This window comes from Alteromonas aquimaris (genome assembly GCF_026183695.1).
GTDB lineage: Bacteria > Pseudomonadota > Gammaproteobacteria > Enterobacterales > Alteromonadaceae > Alteromonas > Alteromonas aquimaris.
Genome location: NZ_JAPFRD010000011.1, coordinates 25,264 through 42,285, shown reverse-complemented (window position 1 = coordinate 42,285; position 17,022 = coordinate 25,264). Strand labels below are relative to the sequence as shown.

At 43.6% G+C, this 17,022-nt stretch carries 13 protein-coding genes; 5 read left to right on the top strand and 8 right to left on the bottom strand.

Going from position 1 to position 17,022, the window contains the following annotated elements; all coding sequences use genetic code 11:
• Positions 1 to 2: 2 nt before the first annotated feature.
• The 5 genes from OPS25_RS10250 to rpmH are packed head-to-tail and all read right to left on the bottom strand — an operon-like array spanning position 3 to position 2,958.
• Positions 3 to 485 carry a YajQ family cyclic di-GMP-binding protein gene (locus OPS25_RS10250; RefSeq protein WP_265617628.1) on the bottom strand — a complete coding sequence of 161 codons (483 nt, stop codon included), beginning with the start codon at positions 483 to 485 and terminating at the stop codon, positions 3 to 5.
• 55 nt (positions 486 to 540) lie between these two features.
• Positions 541 to 2,205, bottom strand: a complete 1,665-nt coding sequence (gene yidC, locus OPS25_RS10245) for a membrane protein insertase YidC (RefSeq protein WP_265617627.1) — start codon at positions 2,203 to 2,205, stop codon at positions 541 to 543.
• A gap of 10 nt (positions 2,206 to 2,215) precedes the next feature.
• The gene (yidD, locus tag OPS25_RS10240) at positions 2,216 to 2,485 is read right to left on the bottom strand and encodes a membrane protein insertion efficiency factor YidD (RefSeq protein WP_265617626.1); all 270 of its coding nucleotides are present in this window, start codon (positions 2,483 to 2,485) and stop codon (positions 2,216 to 2,218) included.
• A complete protein-coding gene (gene rnpA / locus OPS25_RS10235; RefSeq protein ID WP_265617625.1) occupies positions 2,446 to 2,808 on the bottom strand; it encodes a ribonuclease P protein component in 363 nt (120 codons plus the stop codon). Before rnpA ends, yidD begins: the two co-directional genes overlap by 40 nt.
• A gap of 15 nt (positions 2,809 to 2,823) precedes the next feature.
• Entirely contained in the window at positions 2,824 to 2,958 is a 135-nt protein-coding gene (gene rpmH, locus OPS25_RS10230) for a 50S ribosomal protein L34 (RefSeq protein ID WP_014290886.1), read from the bottom strand.
• A 579-nt stretch (positions 2,959 to 3,537) separates the two neighbouring features.
• On the opposite strand from rpmH, the gene dnaA reads away from it, so the two are divergent.
• The 4 genes from dnaA (at position 3,538) to gyrB (ending at position 9,719) form a co-directional block, all read left to right on the top strand.
• The gene (gene dnaA, locus OPS25_RS10225; protein WP_265617624.1) at positions 3,538 to 4,977 is read left to right on the top strand and encodes a chromosomal replication initiator protein DnaA; all 1,440 of its coding nucleotides are present in this window, start codon (positions 3,538 to 3,540) and stop codon (positions 4,975 to 4,977) included.
• A 46-nt stretch (positions 4,978 to 5,023) separates the two neighbouring features.
• Positions 5,024 to 6,127 (top strand): DNA polymerase III subunit beta, encoded by a 1,104-nt coding sequence (gene dnaN, locus OPS25_RS10220; RefSeq protein WP_265617623.1) that lies wholly within the window; start codon positions 5,024 to 5,026, stop codon positions 6,125 to 6,127.
• Positions 6,128 to 6,195: 68 nt separating this feature from the next.
• On the top strand, positions 6,196 to 7,290 hold the full coding sequence (gene recF, locus OPS25_RS10215; RefSeq protein ID WP_265617622.1) for a DNA replication/repair protein RecF: 1,095 nt from the start codon (positions 6,196 to 6,198) through the stop codon (positions 7,288 to 7,290).
• A 2-nt stretch (positions 7,291 to 7,292) separates the two neighbouring features.
• The gene (gyrB, locus tag OPS25_RS10210) at positions 7,293 to 9,719 is read left to right on the top strand and encodes a DNA topoisomerase (ATP-hydrolyzing) subunit B (RefSeq protein WP_265617621.1); all 2,427 of its coding nucleotides are present in this window, start codon (positions 7,293 to 7,295) and stop codon (positions 9,717 to 9,719) included.
• Positions 9,720 to 9,896: 177 nt separating this feature from the next.
• On the opposite strand, the gene OPS25_RS15925 is transcribed toward gyrB, so the two are convergent.
• The gene (locus OPS25_RS15925; protein WP_265617620.1) at positions 9,897 to 11,069 is read right to left on the bottom strand and encodes a GAF domain-containing sensor histidine kinase; all 1,173 of its coding nucleotides are present in this window, start codon (positions 11,067 to 11,069) and stop codon (positions 9,897 to 9,899) included.
• Between the two features lie 586 nt (positions 11,070 to 11,655).
• Positions 11,656 to 16,023 (bottom strand): pullulanase-type alpha-1,6-glucosidase, encoded by a 4,368-nt coding sequence (pulA, locus tag OPS25_RS10200; protein ID WP_265617619.1) that lies wholly within the window; start codon positions 16,021 to 16,023, stop codon positions 11,656 to 11,658.
• 300 nt (positions 16,024 to 16,323) lie between these two features.
• Here pulA and OPS25_RS10195 point away from each other — a divergent pair, with 300 nt between their 5' ends.
• Entirely contained in the window at positions 16,324 to 16,524 is a 201-nt protein-coding gene (locus OPS25_RS10195; protein WP_265617618.1) for a DUF2798 domain-containing protein, read from the top strand.
• Between the two features lie 38 nt (positions 16,525 to 16,562).
• Here OPS25_RS10195 and OPS25_RS10190 read toward each other — a convergent pair whose 3' ends face one another.
• The gene (locus tag OPS25_RS10190; protein WP_265617617.1) at positions 16,563 to 17,006 is read right to left on the bottom strand and encodes a hypothetical protein; all 444 of its coding nucleotides are present in this window, start codon (positions 17,004 to 17,006) and stop codon (positions 16,563 to 16,565) included.
• Between the last annotated feature and the right edge of the window lie 16 nt (positions 17,007 to 17,022).

The following is a 17,022-nucleotide window of genomic DNA, read 5'->3' as shown; positions in this document are numbered from 1 at the left end:
AATTAGTCTCTAAAATTGGTGTATTGGAAAGGCTGACCTAAATCTGATTGCTTAATGAGTGCGATAACTTCCTGTAAATCATCCCGCTTCTTACCGGTAATGCGCAGTTGCTCACCCTGAATGGATGTTTGCACTTTTAATTTAGCATCTTTGATAAGCTTAACGATCTTTTTAGCCATCGGCTGTTCGATACCCTCTTTGAAGGCGATAGTCTGAAAAACGTTTTTTCCGCGATGGTCAACATTTTTTACATCCATTGCGGCCGTATCCAGATTTCTTTTAGAGCAGGCAGTACGAAATATAGATTCCATTTGTTGCAATTGGAATTCTGCTTCAGCCTGCATTTTCACTGTTTTATCGGTGTATTCGAAGCTTGCGTCGACACCACGAAAATCGAATCGGGTAGATAATTCTCGACTGGCATTCTCAGTAGCATTTCGCACTTCTTCCATGTTGATTTCTGAAACGATATCAAAAGATGGCATAAGTTTTCCTCTTACTTAATCAAAACAGCCCCTGAAGGGCTGTTTGAAGTTATCTCTATTTTGTCTGTATTCCGCGTTTTTCCATTGAAGCGTAAATAATTTTCGCCTGTATCAGCGTAATCACGTTACTGATAAGCCAGTACAATACCAATCCTGCCGGGAACCAAAGGAAGAAAACACTCATCATTACAGGCATCCATTGCATAATTTTTTGCTGCATCGGATCGCTAATAGTATTTGGTTGTAACTTCTGTAATAGATACATACTCGCTCCTGTCAGGATAGGAAGTACGTAAAACGGGTCTTTTACTGAGAGGTCGGTAATCCAAAGATAAAATTCAGCGTGACGTAATTCGACACTTTCCATCAATACCCAATACAGCGCTAAAAAGATTGGCATTTGCAGTAACAGAGGAAAACATCCGCCCATCGGATTAACTTTTTCTTTGCGATACAAATCCATCATGCCTTGTGACATTTTCTGACGGTCATCCCCATATCGCTCTTTTAGCTGCTGCATCTTTGGCGCCAGATTGCGCAATTTCGCCATGGATTCATATTGCTTTTTGGTTAATGGGTACATAATTCCTTTCACAATTATTGTGATCAGAATTATTGCCAGGCCCCAGTTTCCAACCAATCCGTGAAGGAATTGCAATAACTTAAAGAGTGGTTGAGAAATCCACCACAACACCCCGTAATCCACGGTTAAATCTAACCCACGGGCGATTGTTGCCAGTTCATCCTGATCTTTTGGGCCAAGATAAAGCTGGCTGGCCAATGTGGCAGATTCGCCGCTGGCAACATTAATGGGCTCACCGGTAAAGCCAATGATGGCATACTGATTGCGGATTAAACGGCTATAAATTTTGTTTACTTCATCCTGTGGAGGCACCCACGCGGAGACAAAATAGTGCTCCAACATACCGACCCATCCGCCCGGCGTGGTTTCTCGAAGATTTTTATCTTCGATATCGTCAAACGTATATTTGTCATACCGTTCGTCCTCAGTAGAGTAGGCAGCACCCCGATAAGTTGGCATGAATACATTACCGTCAGACTCGGCGAGTACTTGTTTGAGTTGCGCATATTGTTGGAAGTTGGCGGTTTGCGCTGTGTTGTTGTTAATGGAATAGGTCACATCAATATTGTGGTTACCACGTGTAAAGGTAAACGTCTTGGTTACCACAATGCCCGCCTCGTTGCGCCAGGTCATGGGCACCTGCAGGGTATCACCCTCAAGTTTAAAACTTTCCTGGGTCACACTGTATCGAGGTCTGCCCTGTGCACTGCCGTCGGGACCATTTGCGCCCACCAAGCCGCTTTGGGCAATGTAAAGCTGATCATTATTGCGCAGCAAACTATAAGGTTGAGAGGAGCCTTGTTTTACTGGGAATTGTTTCAAATCAGCATGAACAACATCACCGCCAATCAAATCAATTTTAAGATCCAACGTATCGGTGGATACAGATATTAGACGGGTTGAGGCCGAATCAGCTGACGGCACCTGGGCAGTTGACTGTGAGGTTGAAACAGGAACATCTTCACTTGTTCGGTTGGAGGGTTTAGCAGAAGCTACGCCCTCATTTGGCGAAGATTCTAATTGTTCTGTGCCTGCAGGCTCGACGGGTTTAGGACCATAATCTACATGCCACTGCTGCCAAAGCAAAAAACTGACAAGTGCCAGGCCAATAACCAGAAAACTACGTTGCGATTCCATAGAGGTCTCTTTACTTTATAGGTTTGTTGTTTTGTTTATTTGGGACCGGATCATATCCACCCGCGTGCAAAGGATGGCATTTTAATATGCGTTTAACCGATAACCAACCGCCAATTACTAATCCATGTGCTTTTAATGCCTCAATAGCATATTGCGAACAGGTAGGATGAAACCTGCATCTTGGGCCAATCATAGGTGAAATCATCAGCTTATAGCCCCAAATAAGTAACAGGGGTATGCTTATTGTGATTCTACGCAACGCTTGGCTAATTTTTGCCATTGCTTTTCCAACGTTTTAAAAATCTTGTCATTGCTTAATTTGTCAGCACCTGATTTTCCCACTACAACTATATCAATCGAGGGTAATTGGTGAACTTTATGGCGAAAGCTTTCACGAATTAACCTTTTTAAACGATTACGTTCGTGAGCTTTTTTGATGCGCTTTTTAGATAAGGTGATGCCAAGCCTGGGTTTTTCAAGCTGATTATGTCGGGCAAGTAGAGTAAAAGCAGGAGAAACGGCTGGAATAGCCTGATTAAAAACGCGAGTAAAGTGGGAGGGAGTTAGTAATCGTAACTCCCTAGAAAATTGATTTTCGCCCACTTTGGCAACTAACCATTAAGCAGAAAGGCGAGCACGGCCCTTAGCACGGCGAGCTGCAAGTACTTTACGACCATTTTTGGTCGCCATACGAGCACGGAAACCGTGTGAACGCTTACGCTTTAAGTTGCTCGGTTGAAATGTTCTTTTCATGACCAAAGTCTCACAAACAAAATTAAATTTAGGGAGTTTTTAGAAAGAGTCATATTTTTAAAGCATGACAATTTTTTAGCTACCCTTCCAAAAGGACGCTGAATTCTAGAGATCTAACGCCTCACTGTCAATCTTAACTACGATAAAAACCAAAAATAATGTCGGATATTTGTGCAAAAGACACAAACCCTGTGTCACGAGCTTTTTTATGGTGTGAATAACTCAATGCTTTTTTTTTATTTATCCACAATAAGGAGGTTTTCTGCTATTAGAGAGGGAAATATATTGAGCATTGATCGTATGTACAGTAGATCTTCGATTGCCCGATTTGTCAAGGAGGTTACGAAATATTAATAAGTAAAAACAGCTATATAACTAATCGATCTTAGCGATCTTGCATGATCCTGATTTACATTTGAGGGTAAAACAAGGATAATCCACAGCATAAAATTAAACCTTAAAAAAATTGCGCTACGTTTGATATTTCTTATAGTGAAATATCCATTCTCAATTAGTTCTTATTCGTCACTTTTTGATAGTCGATTCTTACTTCGTCGCGCATTGGAGCACTTTTTTAACATGTCATTATGGAACCTCTGTCTTGATAGGTTACGGCAAGAGTTGCCTAACCAGCAGTTCAGCATGTGGATAAGACCGTTGACATCTGATGAGCAGGCTGACGTTATAACGTTATACGCACCTAATCGCTTTATTTTGGACTGGGTTCGTGATAAGTATCGCGATAAAATTACCGCTTTATTTGCTGAGTTTTCCGGTAGCGATGCGCCTCAACTGCGTCTAGAGGTAGTAAGTCGGCGAGCGTCTGAAACACGAACAGTACAAGCTTCTCCTGCTAATCACACTAGCGTTTCTACGTTGTCCACCTCTACTGTTGAGAGTTCGCCAACGATTACCGTAAATGAAACAGCCGCTCCTCATGTTCATATTAAATCTCACTCCACCCCTAATGTGGTGCCGATTCCTGAAGCAGCCAAACACAAGAGTAATATCAATCCTAATTACCAGTTTGAAAATTTTGTAGAAGGTAAATCCAACCAATTAGCAAGAGCTGCCGCTACTCAGGTAGCAAACAATCCGGGTGGTTCATATAATCCGTTGTTTATCTATGGCGGTACGGGTTTAGGTAAAACTCACCTGCTCCATGCGGTGGGGAATGGGATCATAGCCAACAGGCAAGATGCAAAAATTGTATATATGCACTCTGAGCGCTTTGTTCAGGATATGGTGAAAGCCTTGCAAAATAACGCGATCGAAGATTTTAAACGCTTCTATCGGTCAGTAGATGCGTTGTTAATTGATGACATTCAATTTTTTGCAAACAAGGAACGCTCTCAAGAGGAATTTTTCCATACGTTTAATGCATTGCTAGAGGGCAATCAGCAAATTATTTTAACGTCAGATCGTTATCCTAAAGAAATTGACGGTGTAGAAGATCGCTTGAAATCCCGTTTTGGATGGGGCTTGACCATTGCGATAGAGCCCCCTGAACTTGAAACGCGGGTGGCTATTTTAATGCGTAAAGCTACTGAAAATAGGATTACGTTACCAAATGAGGTCGCTTTCTTTATCGCCAAACGCTTACGGTCTAATGTACGTGAACTTGAAGGCGCGTTGAATCGTGTAATTGCTAACGCAAATTTCACTGGCAGGCCTATTACGATTGACTTTGTTCGCGAAGCATTACGTGACTTACTGGCCTTGCAAGAAAAGTTAGTTACAGTAGATAATATTCAAAAGACCGTTGCTGATTATTACAAAATAAAGGTGGCGGATATTCTTTCTAAGCGTCGTAGTCGCAGTGTGGCCAGACCAAGGCAAGTTGCTATGGCATTATCAAAAGAATTGACCAATCACAGTCTCCCGGAACTTGGTAATGCGTTTGGGGGTCGTGATCACACGACGGTGCTTCACGCATGTCGAAAAATAGAGCAGCTTAGAGAAGAAAGTCATGATATAAAGGAAGATTATAAAAACCTAATCAGGACGTTATCTTCTTAACTTTGTACGACGTTACGATGTATTTAAAGAGGCGCAACAAGAACAGATGAAATTTGCCATCAGTCGAGAAAAATTTTTGCAACCCCTACAATTGGTGTCTGGCGCTGTTGAACGTCGACATACGTTACCCATTTTATCCAATGTGCTGTTGAAAGTTAGTGAAGGGTCACTTTGGTTAACAGGGACGGATCTGGAGGTAGAATTAATTTCCAGTATGCCCCTTGAAGGTGACGTTCAAGAGGGGGAGATCACCGTCCCCGCTAAAAAACTGTTTGATATTATCAGGGGGCTGTCCGATGGTTCAGAGATTCAATTTTCACTAGATGGTAATAAAGCGCTAATTAAAGCGGGCAGAGGAAAATACACGTTATCGACTTTGTCAGCTAGTGACTACCCTAATCTAGAAGATTGGGAAGGCGAGGTCGAATTTGAAGTCTCATCTAGTGATTTGAAACACTTAATTGATAGCACTCATTTCTCTATGGCTCAACAGGACGTGCGCTACTATTTAAATGGCATGTCATTAGAGACTGAAGATAATTTGGTACGTACAGTAGCCACTGACGGACATCGTTTAGCATTATGTCGATTTGGTTTTGAGGGGGCTAATTTACCTGTTCGTCAGGTCATTATTCCTCGTAAGGGCGTTTTAGAGATATCTCGCTTAATAGGGGAAGAAGATAAGTCTCTAAAGATTCAGATTGGCGCAAATCATCTTCGCCTGTTTTCAAGTGAGTTTATTTTTACCAGTAAATTAGTCGATGGCCGTTTTCCGGATTATCGTCGTGTTCTCCCTAAAGATGGAGATAAAGTAATTACGGCCAGTAAAGCCGTTTTGAAAGAAGCATTTTCGCGCGCAGCCATTCTGTCCAATGAAAAGTTCAGGGGAGTGCGTTTAAATCTATCATCGGGTGAGCTCAAAATTACAGCCAACAACCCTGAACAAGAAGAAGCAGAAGAAATTGTTGATGTTGATTACCAAGGCGATGATTTAGAGATCGGTTTTAATGTTGCCTATCTCATAGATGTACTAAATGCGCTTTCTTCAGAATCGGTGAAAATATCATTGTCGGATGCCAACGCCAGTGCGTTAATTGAAGCCGCAGATGACGATTCTGCACTTTATGTCATCATGCCTATGCGACTTTAGTTTTTATCGCACTCTGCTTTTAATAGAGTAGAGTGCGTTAATCAGCTATATTAGATTTTGAGTCCCCTATGAAACTGGCGCAAGTCCAGATCACAAATTTTAGAAATATTTCCTCGGCTTGTTTAGATTTGTCACCTTCGCTATCGGTTATCAGAGGGCAAAATGGCAGTGGAAAGTCTTCTCTGATTGAAGCGATTTATTATTTAGGTTACGGCCGTTCATTCCGGACGAGCAGGCATGAATCTGTAATTCGGGAAAGCGTAGGGGCGTTTAGTGTTTTCGCCAAATGTAATGACGACACGGGTAATCTGAGTAGAGTGGGTTTACAACGTACACGCAAGCACGAGGTTACCTGCAGCATCAATGGTGAACACTCTAAGAAACTGTCCGACCTGGTTAGCATGGTTCCAGTGCAACTGTTCACGCCCCAAAGCACCGATTTACTTGTTGGTACGCCTTCAGAACGACGCCGGTTTATTGATTGGGGATTGTTCCACGTGGAACATTCTTTCAGAGAGCATGCAAAAATCTATCTTTCGCTATTAAAACAGCGAAACGCAATATTAAAACAAGGTAGTGATCTATCAACAGCAGAACATAGTTTTTGGTCTGATAAACTCATTGAAGCTGCAGAACTAATTGATTTAAGTCGACAACGTTACATTCAGGAGGTTTTCCCGTTTTTTAAAGCTATTATGGAGCAATTTTTACCTGAGTTTTCCGTAGAAATTGCTTATTATAGGGGGTGGGAAAAACAGCTATCTTTTGAAGAGGCGTTAGCGAAAAAGCGCGAATATGATTACAAGGTGGGATACACCTCAGTTGGCCCTCATAAAGCCGATTTAAAATTAAAGGTAAATAACTTCGCTGCACAGGAAATGCTGTCCAGAGGTCAGCTTAGAATGACAGTCGCGGCATTGCAACTTGCTCAAACCCAGTTATTTACCGCCCAGTCGCAACGTCAAAGTATATTTCTACTTGATGATATAGGTGCAGAATTAGATAACATACGTAGAGAAAAGTTTCTAACGCGTTTATTAGACACCGATACGCAAGTAGTCGTAACTGCAATAGTCGATGAGAAAATCGACTTTGTAGAGAATTATAACGATAAAAAAATGTTTCACGTGGAACATGGCATCGTGAAAGAGGAGAGCAACTAAGTATGTCAGAACAGCAAAATTACGATTCTTCCAGTATTAAGGTACTGAAGGGGTTAGACGCAGTACGTAAGCGTCCGGGGATGTATATTGGTGATACTGACGATGGTACCGGCCTACACCACATGGTATTTGAGGTTGTAGATAATTCCATCGATGAGGCGTTAGCTGGACACTGCAGTGAAATCGTTGTTCAAATCCATTCCGATGGTTCCGTTTCCGTTTCCGACGATGGACGAGGAATTCCAACTTCTATACATGAAGAAGAAGGTGTATCCGCAGCTGAAGTAATTATGACTGTCCTGCACGCCGGCGGAAAGTTTGACGATAACTCGTATAAAGTCTCGGGTGGTCTTCATGGTGTAGGGGTTTCGGTGGTCAATGCACTCTCCAGAAAACTAAAGCTACGGATCCGTCGACAAGGTAAAACCCATGAACAAGAGTATCAGCATGGCGTACCCCAGGCGCCCCTGGCCGTAATCGGCGAAACGGACAAAACCGGTACCTCTCTACGTTTTTGGCCCAGTGAAGATACATTTTCAGACGTTGAATTTCACTACGATATTCTCGCTAAGCGTTTAAGAGAGTTATCTTTCTTAAATTCTGGTGTGTCGATAAAGTTACTAGATGAGCGCGACGGTAAAGAAGACCATTTTAAATATGAAGGTGGTATACAAGCGTTTGTTGAATACCTGAACCAGAATAAAACACCTGTTCATCATAAAGTCTTTCATTTTGCCCATGAACGTGAGGAAGACGGTATTTCTGTTGAAGTAGCAATGCAATGGAATGACAGTTTTCAGGAAAATATTTTCTGTTTCACTAATAACATCCCACAGCGCGATGGTGGTACACACTTAGCAGGTTTCCGCGGTGCGTTAACACGTACACTAAATAACTACATGGAACAGGAAGGCCTTAACAAGAAGGCTAAAACTAATGCGAGTGGGGATGATGCCCGTGAAGGCTTGACCGCAGTAGTTTCTGTTAAAGTACCTGACCCCAAGTTTTCATCGCAAACCAAAGATAAATTAGTTTCTTCAGAGGTGCGTCCGGCCGTTGAGTCGACTATGAATGAAAAGCTTGCAGAATTCCTTTTAGAAAATCCTACTGAAAGTAAAATCATTGCGTCTAAAATAATCGATGCGGCACGGGCTCGTGAGGCTGCTAGAAAAGCGCGGGAGATGACCCGTAGAAAAGGGGCATTAGACCTGGCTGGCCTACCCGGTAAATTGGCTGATTGTCAGGAGAAAGACCCAGCTTTAAGTGAATTGTACATAGTGGAGGGTGACTCGGCAGGAGGATCTGCTAAACAGGGTCGAAGCCGTAAGTATCAAGCCATTTTACCGCTTAAAGGAAAAATTCTGAACGTAGAAAAAGCTCGTTTCGATAAGATGTTATCGTCACAGGAAGTGGCTACGTTAATTACCGCCCTTGGCTGTGGAATCGGCAGAGACGAATACAATCCGGACAAGTTGCGATACCATCGTATCATCATTATGACCGATGCGGACGTAGATGGTTCACATATCCGCACCTTGCTGCTAACGTTCTTTTATCGCCAGATGCCAGAAATAATTGAGCGCGGATATGTTTACATTGCCCAGCCTCCTTTGTACAAGGTCAAAAAAGGTAAGCAAGAACAATATCTAAAAGATGACGATTCACTGGTTCAGTATCTTACTTCTATTGCCCTAGATGGTGCAGCTTTATATGCGAGTGAAGATGCCGCACCAATTAGCGGAGTGGGCTTAGAGCAACTGGTCAAGCAATACCAGAGTGTAGAAAAAATGATTACGCGTATGCGCAGGGTGATGCCAGAAGTCATTTTATATCGCTTACTGTACTCTAACACGATTAAACTGGAAGACTTGAAAAACGAAGCGGCACTGCAACAAATAGCAGAATTGTTAGTGGCTAGTCTTAACGACAAAAAATCGTCTGACGGTGCAGAATTCCGATTTGAAATAAAGCGCGATGAGGAAATGAGTGAATTCTATATTTCCATAATTATGCGTATGCACGGTATTGATTACGAATACAAACTTAATCATGATTTTATCGATTCTACAGAGTATGAAAAGATTCGTAACCTGAATGATGCGATTAACAACATGATGGATGAAGGGGCTTTTGTCCAACGTGGAGAGCGTAAACATCCCATCAGGTCGTTCAAAGAAGCATTAGATTGGTTAATGGCCGAAGCGAAACGGGGGCAGTATATACAGCGCTACAAAGGGCTAGGGGAAATGAATCCTGAACAGCTTTGGGAGACAACTATGGATCCTACTAGTCGCCGTATGTTGCAAGTCACCATCGAAGATGCGATCGCCTGTGATCAGTTGTTTACAACATTAATGGGTGACCAGGTCGAACCGCGTCGGGCCTTTATTGAAGCCAATGCGCTTAAAGTAGAGAACCTTGACGTATAGCACTTTCAACTGCGTGAATTTTTGATTACCCAAAAGCGGCCTTTTAAGGCCGTTTTTTTATAGAAAATAGCAGAACAGCGATAGGTAAATGCAGGTAGTAAATTTGTGGGTAATAATACATAAAGAGTGTCACCGTCGCGGCATAATACTTTGTTTAGCGCGCGGAGCCATCTGCCCCTATATGGACATAGTGAAGGTAAATAGGGTTTCCTGATTGTGCGAGGCAACCGTTAGTTTCCCCTCATGGGCTTTAGCTATCTCAGACGCAATAAATAGCCCTAAACCGAGACCTTTACTATTCTTATCTTGTAAACTACGCCAGAAAGGTTGAAATAAACTTTCCAGCGTGGTGGTAGGGATGGTTTTCCCTTGATTCTTTACTTCAAGTGTAAACTGTCCATTTTGTATATATGCGGTGACATAGATTGGTTGGGTATTGTCCCCGTGCGTTATCGCATTCACTAATAGATTTGATAGCAACTGACATATACGGTCTGAATCGCAAACTAAAGCTCTTTTAAGCTGGATATCTGCGATGATCTCACATGTTGAGTGAAGCCCAGCAAGTTCTGAAATAGTATGTTCAAGGCCGGGGGAAAGGTCTTCTATCGGCCTGAGATTTAATTTGAGGCCATCACCAACACGACCATACGTGAAGTCCATAACATCGTTAATCAATCCATTCATCCTCGCCACACTGTTTGTCATTTTACCGAGAATCTTATTTATAAACGTATCATTAGTATGGTCTTTAAGGAGGTCTACACATAAGGATAAAGAAGATAAGGGGGTGCGGATATCGTGCCCAAGAATGGCAATATATTGTTCACGCAACCGTGCAATTTCCTTTTCATCAGACAAAGCCGTCTGTAACTTGTCTATGCGTTCCTGCGCCATCAATTGACGAGAAAGTAAATTTGAGAATGCTTGAATCTGACTTTCAATTCGTTCATTTTTCAAATCAGCCGCTTTCGGATCCAATCCACACAAGGTGCCAAAAAATGACCCGTCTTGATCATATATTGGATACGAAAAATAACTCTCGAAGTTATACATTTTAGGAATGGGACTATCATGGTAAGTTTGATCATTGTGAACGCTATTAATTATGACCGGCTTTGAAGTACTTCTTACCTGTGAACAAAAGGTGGTATGAATCGCAAGTTCATCGCCAGGTGTTAAATCAAAATTAACTAAATCCAGCACCGCACACATTGTCCATTTATTCTCGGTGACTCTCGCTATGCAGATAAAGCGAAGACCAGTTGCTTCCGAGAGCATTTTTAAAATATGGGGGACCGATTCAATGGCTTGAATGCGTTTAATGTCGTCTAAAATAGATGGTGTCACTTTTCAGAATTGTCCCAGTTGCGACTCAGTTTAAGTTTATCTAGCATGATGACCACTCTACAAATGAATCGCACTCCCGAGATATTGCATACATATATATGTGCAAAATAAGCGTCGAAAACCACAAAGAATCGTCATTTGAGATGCAAAACCAGCATATAGATAAGAGAACGAAAAGACAATTGTTACTTGGCGGCTTATAAAATAAGCGGTTACTTACACTGCGGGGGTGCGAGCTATAGCTTGAATGGACGTCAGCAGTAGCTAGAAATAAGTAAACTTAAGAAGTTTTGATAATAAAGGTGACGCAACTGTCCGGTACTCTAAACGGCTAAAAACATAAGGATAACTTGCGTCTTACCTCCCGATCGTAGCCTTAAGCAACTCACAATGAGGTGCGAGCTACAGGATAAAAGCGACGTACCAACTCACATAAATGCATGTAAAGCATGGCAGTATGAAGCACCTTTTAATGAAGAGTTAAAAAGTTCTCTAACCAGGAAACGCGCAACTGGTATGTAATCACTAAAAGAACGTCGCTAAGCAATATTGCACACCCCGTAAAAGAGTGTGCAATACGTAAACCTTATTCTAGTCGCAGGGTAAAAGGAGTCGCGAACACGTTCATAGTAAAACGGCGTACGCCGCTTTGGGTAATATCCAAATTAATATTGTTTTTACCTTCAAGTTGTATGGTCTTTCCCACGACAGCCTGTTCAAACGAACCATAATCAAGGGCTGACCAATCACTGCTGGCGACTTTGAATTGATATTGACCCACCTGCATTTGGATATCCGTCTGATATTTGCCGTTGCCGATATAAACCATCGGATGAGAGGTTCCCCATCCGTTAAACGCTCCGCGAATATAGGGAGTGGCTGCTAGTGGCCCAATGTCTTCTTTTACCGTTACCCTAGGTGTGAAAGGCTCAGTAGCATCAATTTCAAACAAATAGTTACCAGCGTAAGGGATAACTACGGTAACATCATGGCTGTCGCCATTAACCATGTCCCAAGGCGTATTTAGCACTATTTCCTGGCCCGTGGTAGTGACACCGATGTTAACGGTAGACCAATCCTGACTTGCTAATTTAAAGTTATAACTGCCCTCGTTAAGTCCGCGAGAAACGGTATAACGACCATTGCCATGGTAGATAAGGGGATTGTCGGTGCCCCAGCCGTTCATCGTGCCGCGTAAAAACACTTGCGTTTCCCCATAGGGCGCAGGGGGCGTATCATCTACATCAGCAGCTAGCAGCAATGTTGGAGGTGAGGTATCTGACAAAGTAAGTGTGAACGTCACGCTAGTACTCTGGGCTAGGGAAACCCTTAAATTATCGCCATATTCATAAATGTTGTAGGCTTCATTTAGCGGTATAGCAAAGCCACCACCGTACTGCAAGTTCCAACCTTCACTTGCCAATTTAAACTGATACACGCCGGCAGTCAGGTCCAAGGTGACGCCGTAACGTCCATTCCCCTGATAAGCCAATGGGTGATCAATGCCCCAGCCATTCATGTCTCCGCGCAAGTATATCTCTTGATCGCCAAGTGGGGGGCGTGCAGAAATGCCCTCACCTTGAGCCCCGTTTTGCGGCTTTACAAATACCGCCGTGGTTTGAGCAGGAACGGTAAATGCGTTTTGGCTTATCGTTACTGAGCTTAATGCAATATCAGTTGAACCAACTTGTACCGGGTGTAATTTAAATTGGTCTGCCTGTGGTAACGGCACATCAACGGTTGCGCTGGAACCATTCACGACTACCACTATTGCATCATGTAGTGGGTCAATATCGGTCACCCCAATGCCGTCATCTAAAGCCATCACTATTAAGCCGATTTGCTGTTCAAAACCAGTGTTGCGAAAGGATAGACGCTCAATGATATCTTGTTGGGTTGGTAACCGAAATAACACGGACGACTGGCGGATAGACAACCATTCTTTAAATCGCTCAAATGTGGCGTGCATTAGATCACTATCTGGCGCAGTGGCAGGGTTGTTGATAATTTTTTTCATGGTCTCCCACTTGCTCGCATTATCCTGAGCTAAGGGGAGCCCAATATTCCAATTGCTTTGCGTCATTGAAAAATCAACTTTGTTGAACCAGTCGCCTGCGTCGTAAGAATTTCTGTCTAATGATTTGGACCGCAGCAGTTCCGAGCCCATATGCAGGAAAGGAATACCCTGACTTAAGATGGGGATAGAGAGCGCAACCGCTTGAATGCGGGCGCGTTCACTAACCGACAACGAATCCGGCAGCATTAACTGCAGTTGGTCCCACAATGTTTCGTTATCATGTTTTGATATGTAGTTAATCGTATCGGCGGGATCACTACTGTACCCCGCAGGCTGGCCATTCCATTGATAATCGTACATTTTCACGTATTGGCCATTAGCCGCCACGAATTGCATATCGGCCATATTCCCCGCCATGCCTATACGGATCACATCCTGTTCATTTACATTGCCTGCACCGGTGAAAAGCGTAGCGCCGCGCACGGCTTCTCGCTGGCGGTCTGAGAAGGTGCCAATTTCGGTACCTGCCATATTTAGCTGAGAAGCCTGTACAAAACGGCGGTCGTTGGCAACTTCGCCAAAATTCCAGCCTTCTCCGTAAAAGTAAGAATCAGGATCAACTGCTTGCACCGCAGCCCGAGCGCGTTCGACGGACGCTTTAGGAACATGCCCCATTAAATCAAATCGAAAACCATCAAAACCATAATCGCGAGCGAAAATGACTAATGAATCAATCATCAGTTTTTCCATCATTCGGTTTTCGGTAGCGGTGTTTTCGCAGCAAGTGGAACGTTCGATAGCGCCAGTGTACTCATTCAGGCGGTGGTAATAACCGGGTACGACCTTATCTAGAACAGATTTATCATACAGTCCTGACGACGCTGTGTGGTTGTAAACCACATCCAAAATACTTCGCAATCCCATATTGTGAAGCGCCATATTCATCGCCCGCATTTCGCGTACGCGACTTTCTCCCGATGCATCGGTGGCGTAGCTGCCTTCTGGTGCAGCGAAATGATGCGGATCGTACCCCCAGTTAAAACCGTCCATTCCACGAAAATCATCTACTAAAGCCTGGGAATCGCCCGTATCAGGTTCGTAACTTTCTAACACGTCAATCAAACGCGATGAGGGTGACGCCACATCACACACAATGGCAGAAGGCTTACGCTGGCACAATGTGCCCACCGTATCCGTAATTTCCACACGTTGATCACGGTTTTCTTCAATTGAAGCGATATCATTTGCAGGAAGTAGATGGATATGGGTAAGTCCTGCATCAGCGAGTTGCTGTAAATGTTGCACAGGCTGTGAATCCGTTTGCGTAAACGCCATATACTTACCCTGATATTCTGGTAGAACAGAGGGGTCAAGATTACTAAAATCACGAATATGCGTTTCATAGATCACTGCGTCCTCAGGATTGGACACCGTTGGAACACTATGGTTGCGCCATCCGGCAGGTTGTAAATCAGCATCATTTAAATTTATAAATTGGCTGTGAATGCCATTGTCAGATAACGTCAGTGAGTAGGGATCTGATGTCATCATTGTTTCGATATTATCGGTAAGTGGGTGGTATGCAGTGACTTCAAACCGATAATATTTTCGATCTAGCGTACGCTTGTTACCCTCAAAGCGCCAAAAACCCGTGTGAGGATCGTAGTGCATGGGTTTCTTGCCAGATGATCTTCCCATCCATTTCAAATTACGATTGTACAGATGAATCGAAACGCTCTGTGCGGTGGGGGCCCACACTGTTACTGATACATTATCTCCGGCATACATCACCCCCAGATCAGCTTCATCAGCATCGTTATCGCCCGCCGTATAGAGCGAATCGAGCAGCGTAGCCCGTTGAACGTAGGTTGCCGCTAAGACATTGTTGTCATTATCGAGAGCCACTACAATTAACTGATCTTTCGCCATTTTCTTGGCATCATCTACAGAGACCGGAACGTTGAAGCCAGTAAAGCTGCTTAAATGGGGGAATTGTTGTTTAAGTGACGCATCCCAATCGGAGGGGATTAAGTTTACCGACTCACCCTCATTTGCCAGTAACCCAAAGACGATGGCCATGTTGGCTTCGGTAGAGTGATATAAACGGTATTCTGCTGCCTCTATAGCATTTGCCCATACCAAGGTGCCTGGCGTTAGCCAGTGTGCACTGGCCCCAGTGGCGAAAACGGGCGGTGTAGAAACGGGGAAATACCACATATTGTCATTGCCATGAAATGTAAAGGCTTCTTGACCTTCTGCGGGGACAAACTGTTGATCACCACTACCTACACCGCGCTCATCGCCTTTATGAACAATATAGTTATAGCATTGCGCACCCGGCTCAACGGTTAAAATAAAGTAAGCACCATATTGCGGATGTATACCGTCCGCAGGGTAGGGTGAGCCCCAGTTATTGAAATGGGGGCTGAGGGTAGTGGGTTCTGCATAATTGCCGCAAGCCTGTCCACTCCATAGGTGTAAACCCCAACCCGCATAATCATGATCTTTCCGTTTATAGAATAGCGCGATTTGATCATCGGCTAATTGCAGTACGTTACCGGCTGTACTCGCGCCACGGCTTTCCACGCTGAAATCGAAATTAAACGGTTTACGTTCCTGTCCTAGTCTTAGTACAACTTGATTGGTTGTGCGCGCACCCAATACCGTAAAAGGCAAGATTTTGTAAGCATTGCCGTTGTCAACGCCATCTAAATCCAACAGAGAATGAGAGCTTTCGTTAACTACTAAGCGGAACGGGCCGATAAGTTGCTGATTACTGGCGTTAGTGATGTCGACGGTGATTTCCATTGCCCCACCGGGCAAATGACGAGGCTTTGACGGATTAGATACTGCTACCTGGTCGGGCGATCGCCAATCTTGAGCGTATGCTAGGGAGGTAAGAAAAAAGAGAACAATACTGACAAATAACGCGCGCATAACGGCTCCTTGGTTAGCTGACACGGTATGTAGCTAAAATGTAAATGATTAACAATTAATCAACAAAGAGTAAGGGAGTTGTAGAACGCTGCCAAGTGTATGTGGTGTGAATACGTATGCATCAGATTAATTCTGCGCGTGGGCGCATCGTTGTGTTTGCATAGTGGTGAGATTGGCGAGTATTCGACTGGGTTACTAGCAGTTAATCTTTGATTGTTTTACCCTTTCATTGCATTTCAATTAAATCAAATGTGAGGAGCAGGTTTGATTAACCGGGATAAATTCTGTTACGCGTTTTGTATGTCGTTGGTTCTATCAACCCTGATGTCTGGATGGGTGACCTTTATAAATATCGGTTGGGTAGATGGTCTTGGCGAAGCCTGGATGAAAGCCTTTATTTTGGCGTGGCCTGCAGCATTCCTGATCTCTCTGTTCATGGGAAAGCCAGTAGGCATGGTTGCAGTAAAACTAAGTCACCTGGTTAAGCGTCTTAACCGCTAAAGCCAAGCGGCGACCGTTTCGCAGCATGGCCTATTAATTTATTTGACCTGAATAACGCTTAAGGTAAATTCACCTCTTCCTGCATCATTGATGATGAATCGATACGTACCGTCATCTGATGGGGTGAACTGTAAATTTTGCGCGTCTGCTCCACAAGTTAAGTAAAGGGTACTTCGTGTTGAAACCAGTTGGCCTGCATAACGGCCACCGCAGGTTTGTGACGGACTCCAGTACTGGTTTGAAAACTTGAAATCGTTAGGTTGACCATCCGCAATAAGGTCTACGTCAACCACACCTTGCCTGCCTTTCAAATTTATCCGGTGATTTTCTTTGGCTTCCCACCAATTAAATACCCCACGAATATACAGATCCTCCAGGGCTACATTTACGTTACTGCCCTGAGAAGACGGTTGACTGCCCGGCTGTGCAGCACAACCGGACAAGGCAAGCATGGTAATGATTCCAAGTGTTCGTAGTGTCACAAATACCCTTAGTAGT

Coding starts and splice junctions, on each gene's coding strand:
- OPS25_RS10250 (WP_265617628.1), bottom strand. CDS start 485: ATGCCATCTTTTGATATCGTTTCAGAAATCAACATGGAAGAAGTGCGA.
- yidC (WP_265617627.1), bottom strand. CDS start 2,205: ATGGAATCGCAACGTAGTTTTCTGGTTATTGGCCTGGCACTTGTCAGT.
- yidD (WP_265617626.1), bottom strand. CDS start 2,485: ATGGCAAAAATTAGCCAAGCGTTGCGTAGAATCACAATAAGCATACCC.
- rpmH (WP_014290886.1), bottom strand. CDS start 2,958: ATGAAAAGAACATTTCAACCGAGCAACTTAAAGCGTAAGCGTTCACAC.
- dnaA (WP_265617624.1), top strand. CDS start 3,538: ATGTCATTATGGAACCTCTGTCTTGATAGGTTACGGCAAGAGTTGCCT.
- dnaN (WP_265617623.1), top strand. CDS start 5,024: ATGAAATTTGCCATCAGTCGAGAAAAATTTTTGCAACCCCTACAATTG.
- recF (WP_265617622.1), top strand. CDS start 6,196: ATGAAACTGGCGCAAGTCCAGATCACAAATTTTAGAAATATTTCCTCG.
- gyrB (WP_265617621.1), top strand. CDS start 7,293: ATGTCAGAACAGCAAAATTACGATTCTTCCAGTATTAAGGTACTGAAG.
- pulA (WP_265617619.1), bottom strand. CDS start 16,023: ATGCGCGCGTTATTTGTCAGTATTGTTCTCTTTTTTCTTACCTCCCTA.
- OPS25_RS10195 (WP_265617618.1), top strand. CDS start 16,324: ATGTCGTTGGTTCTATCAACCCTGATGTCTGGATGGGTGACCTTTATA.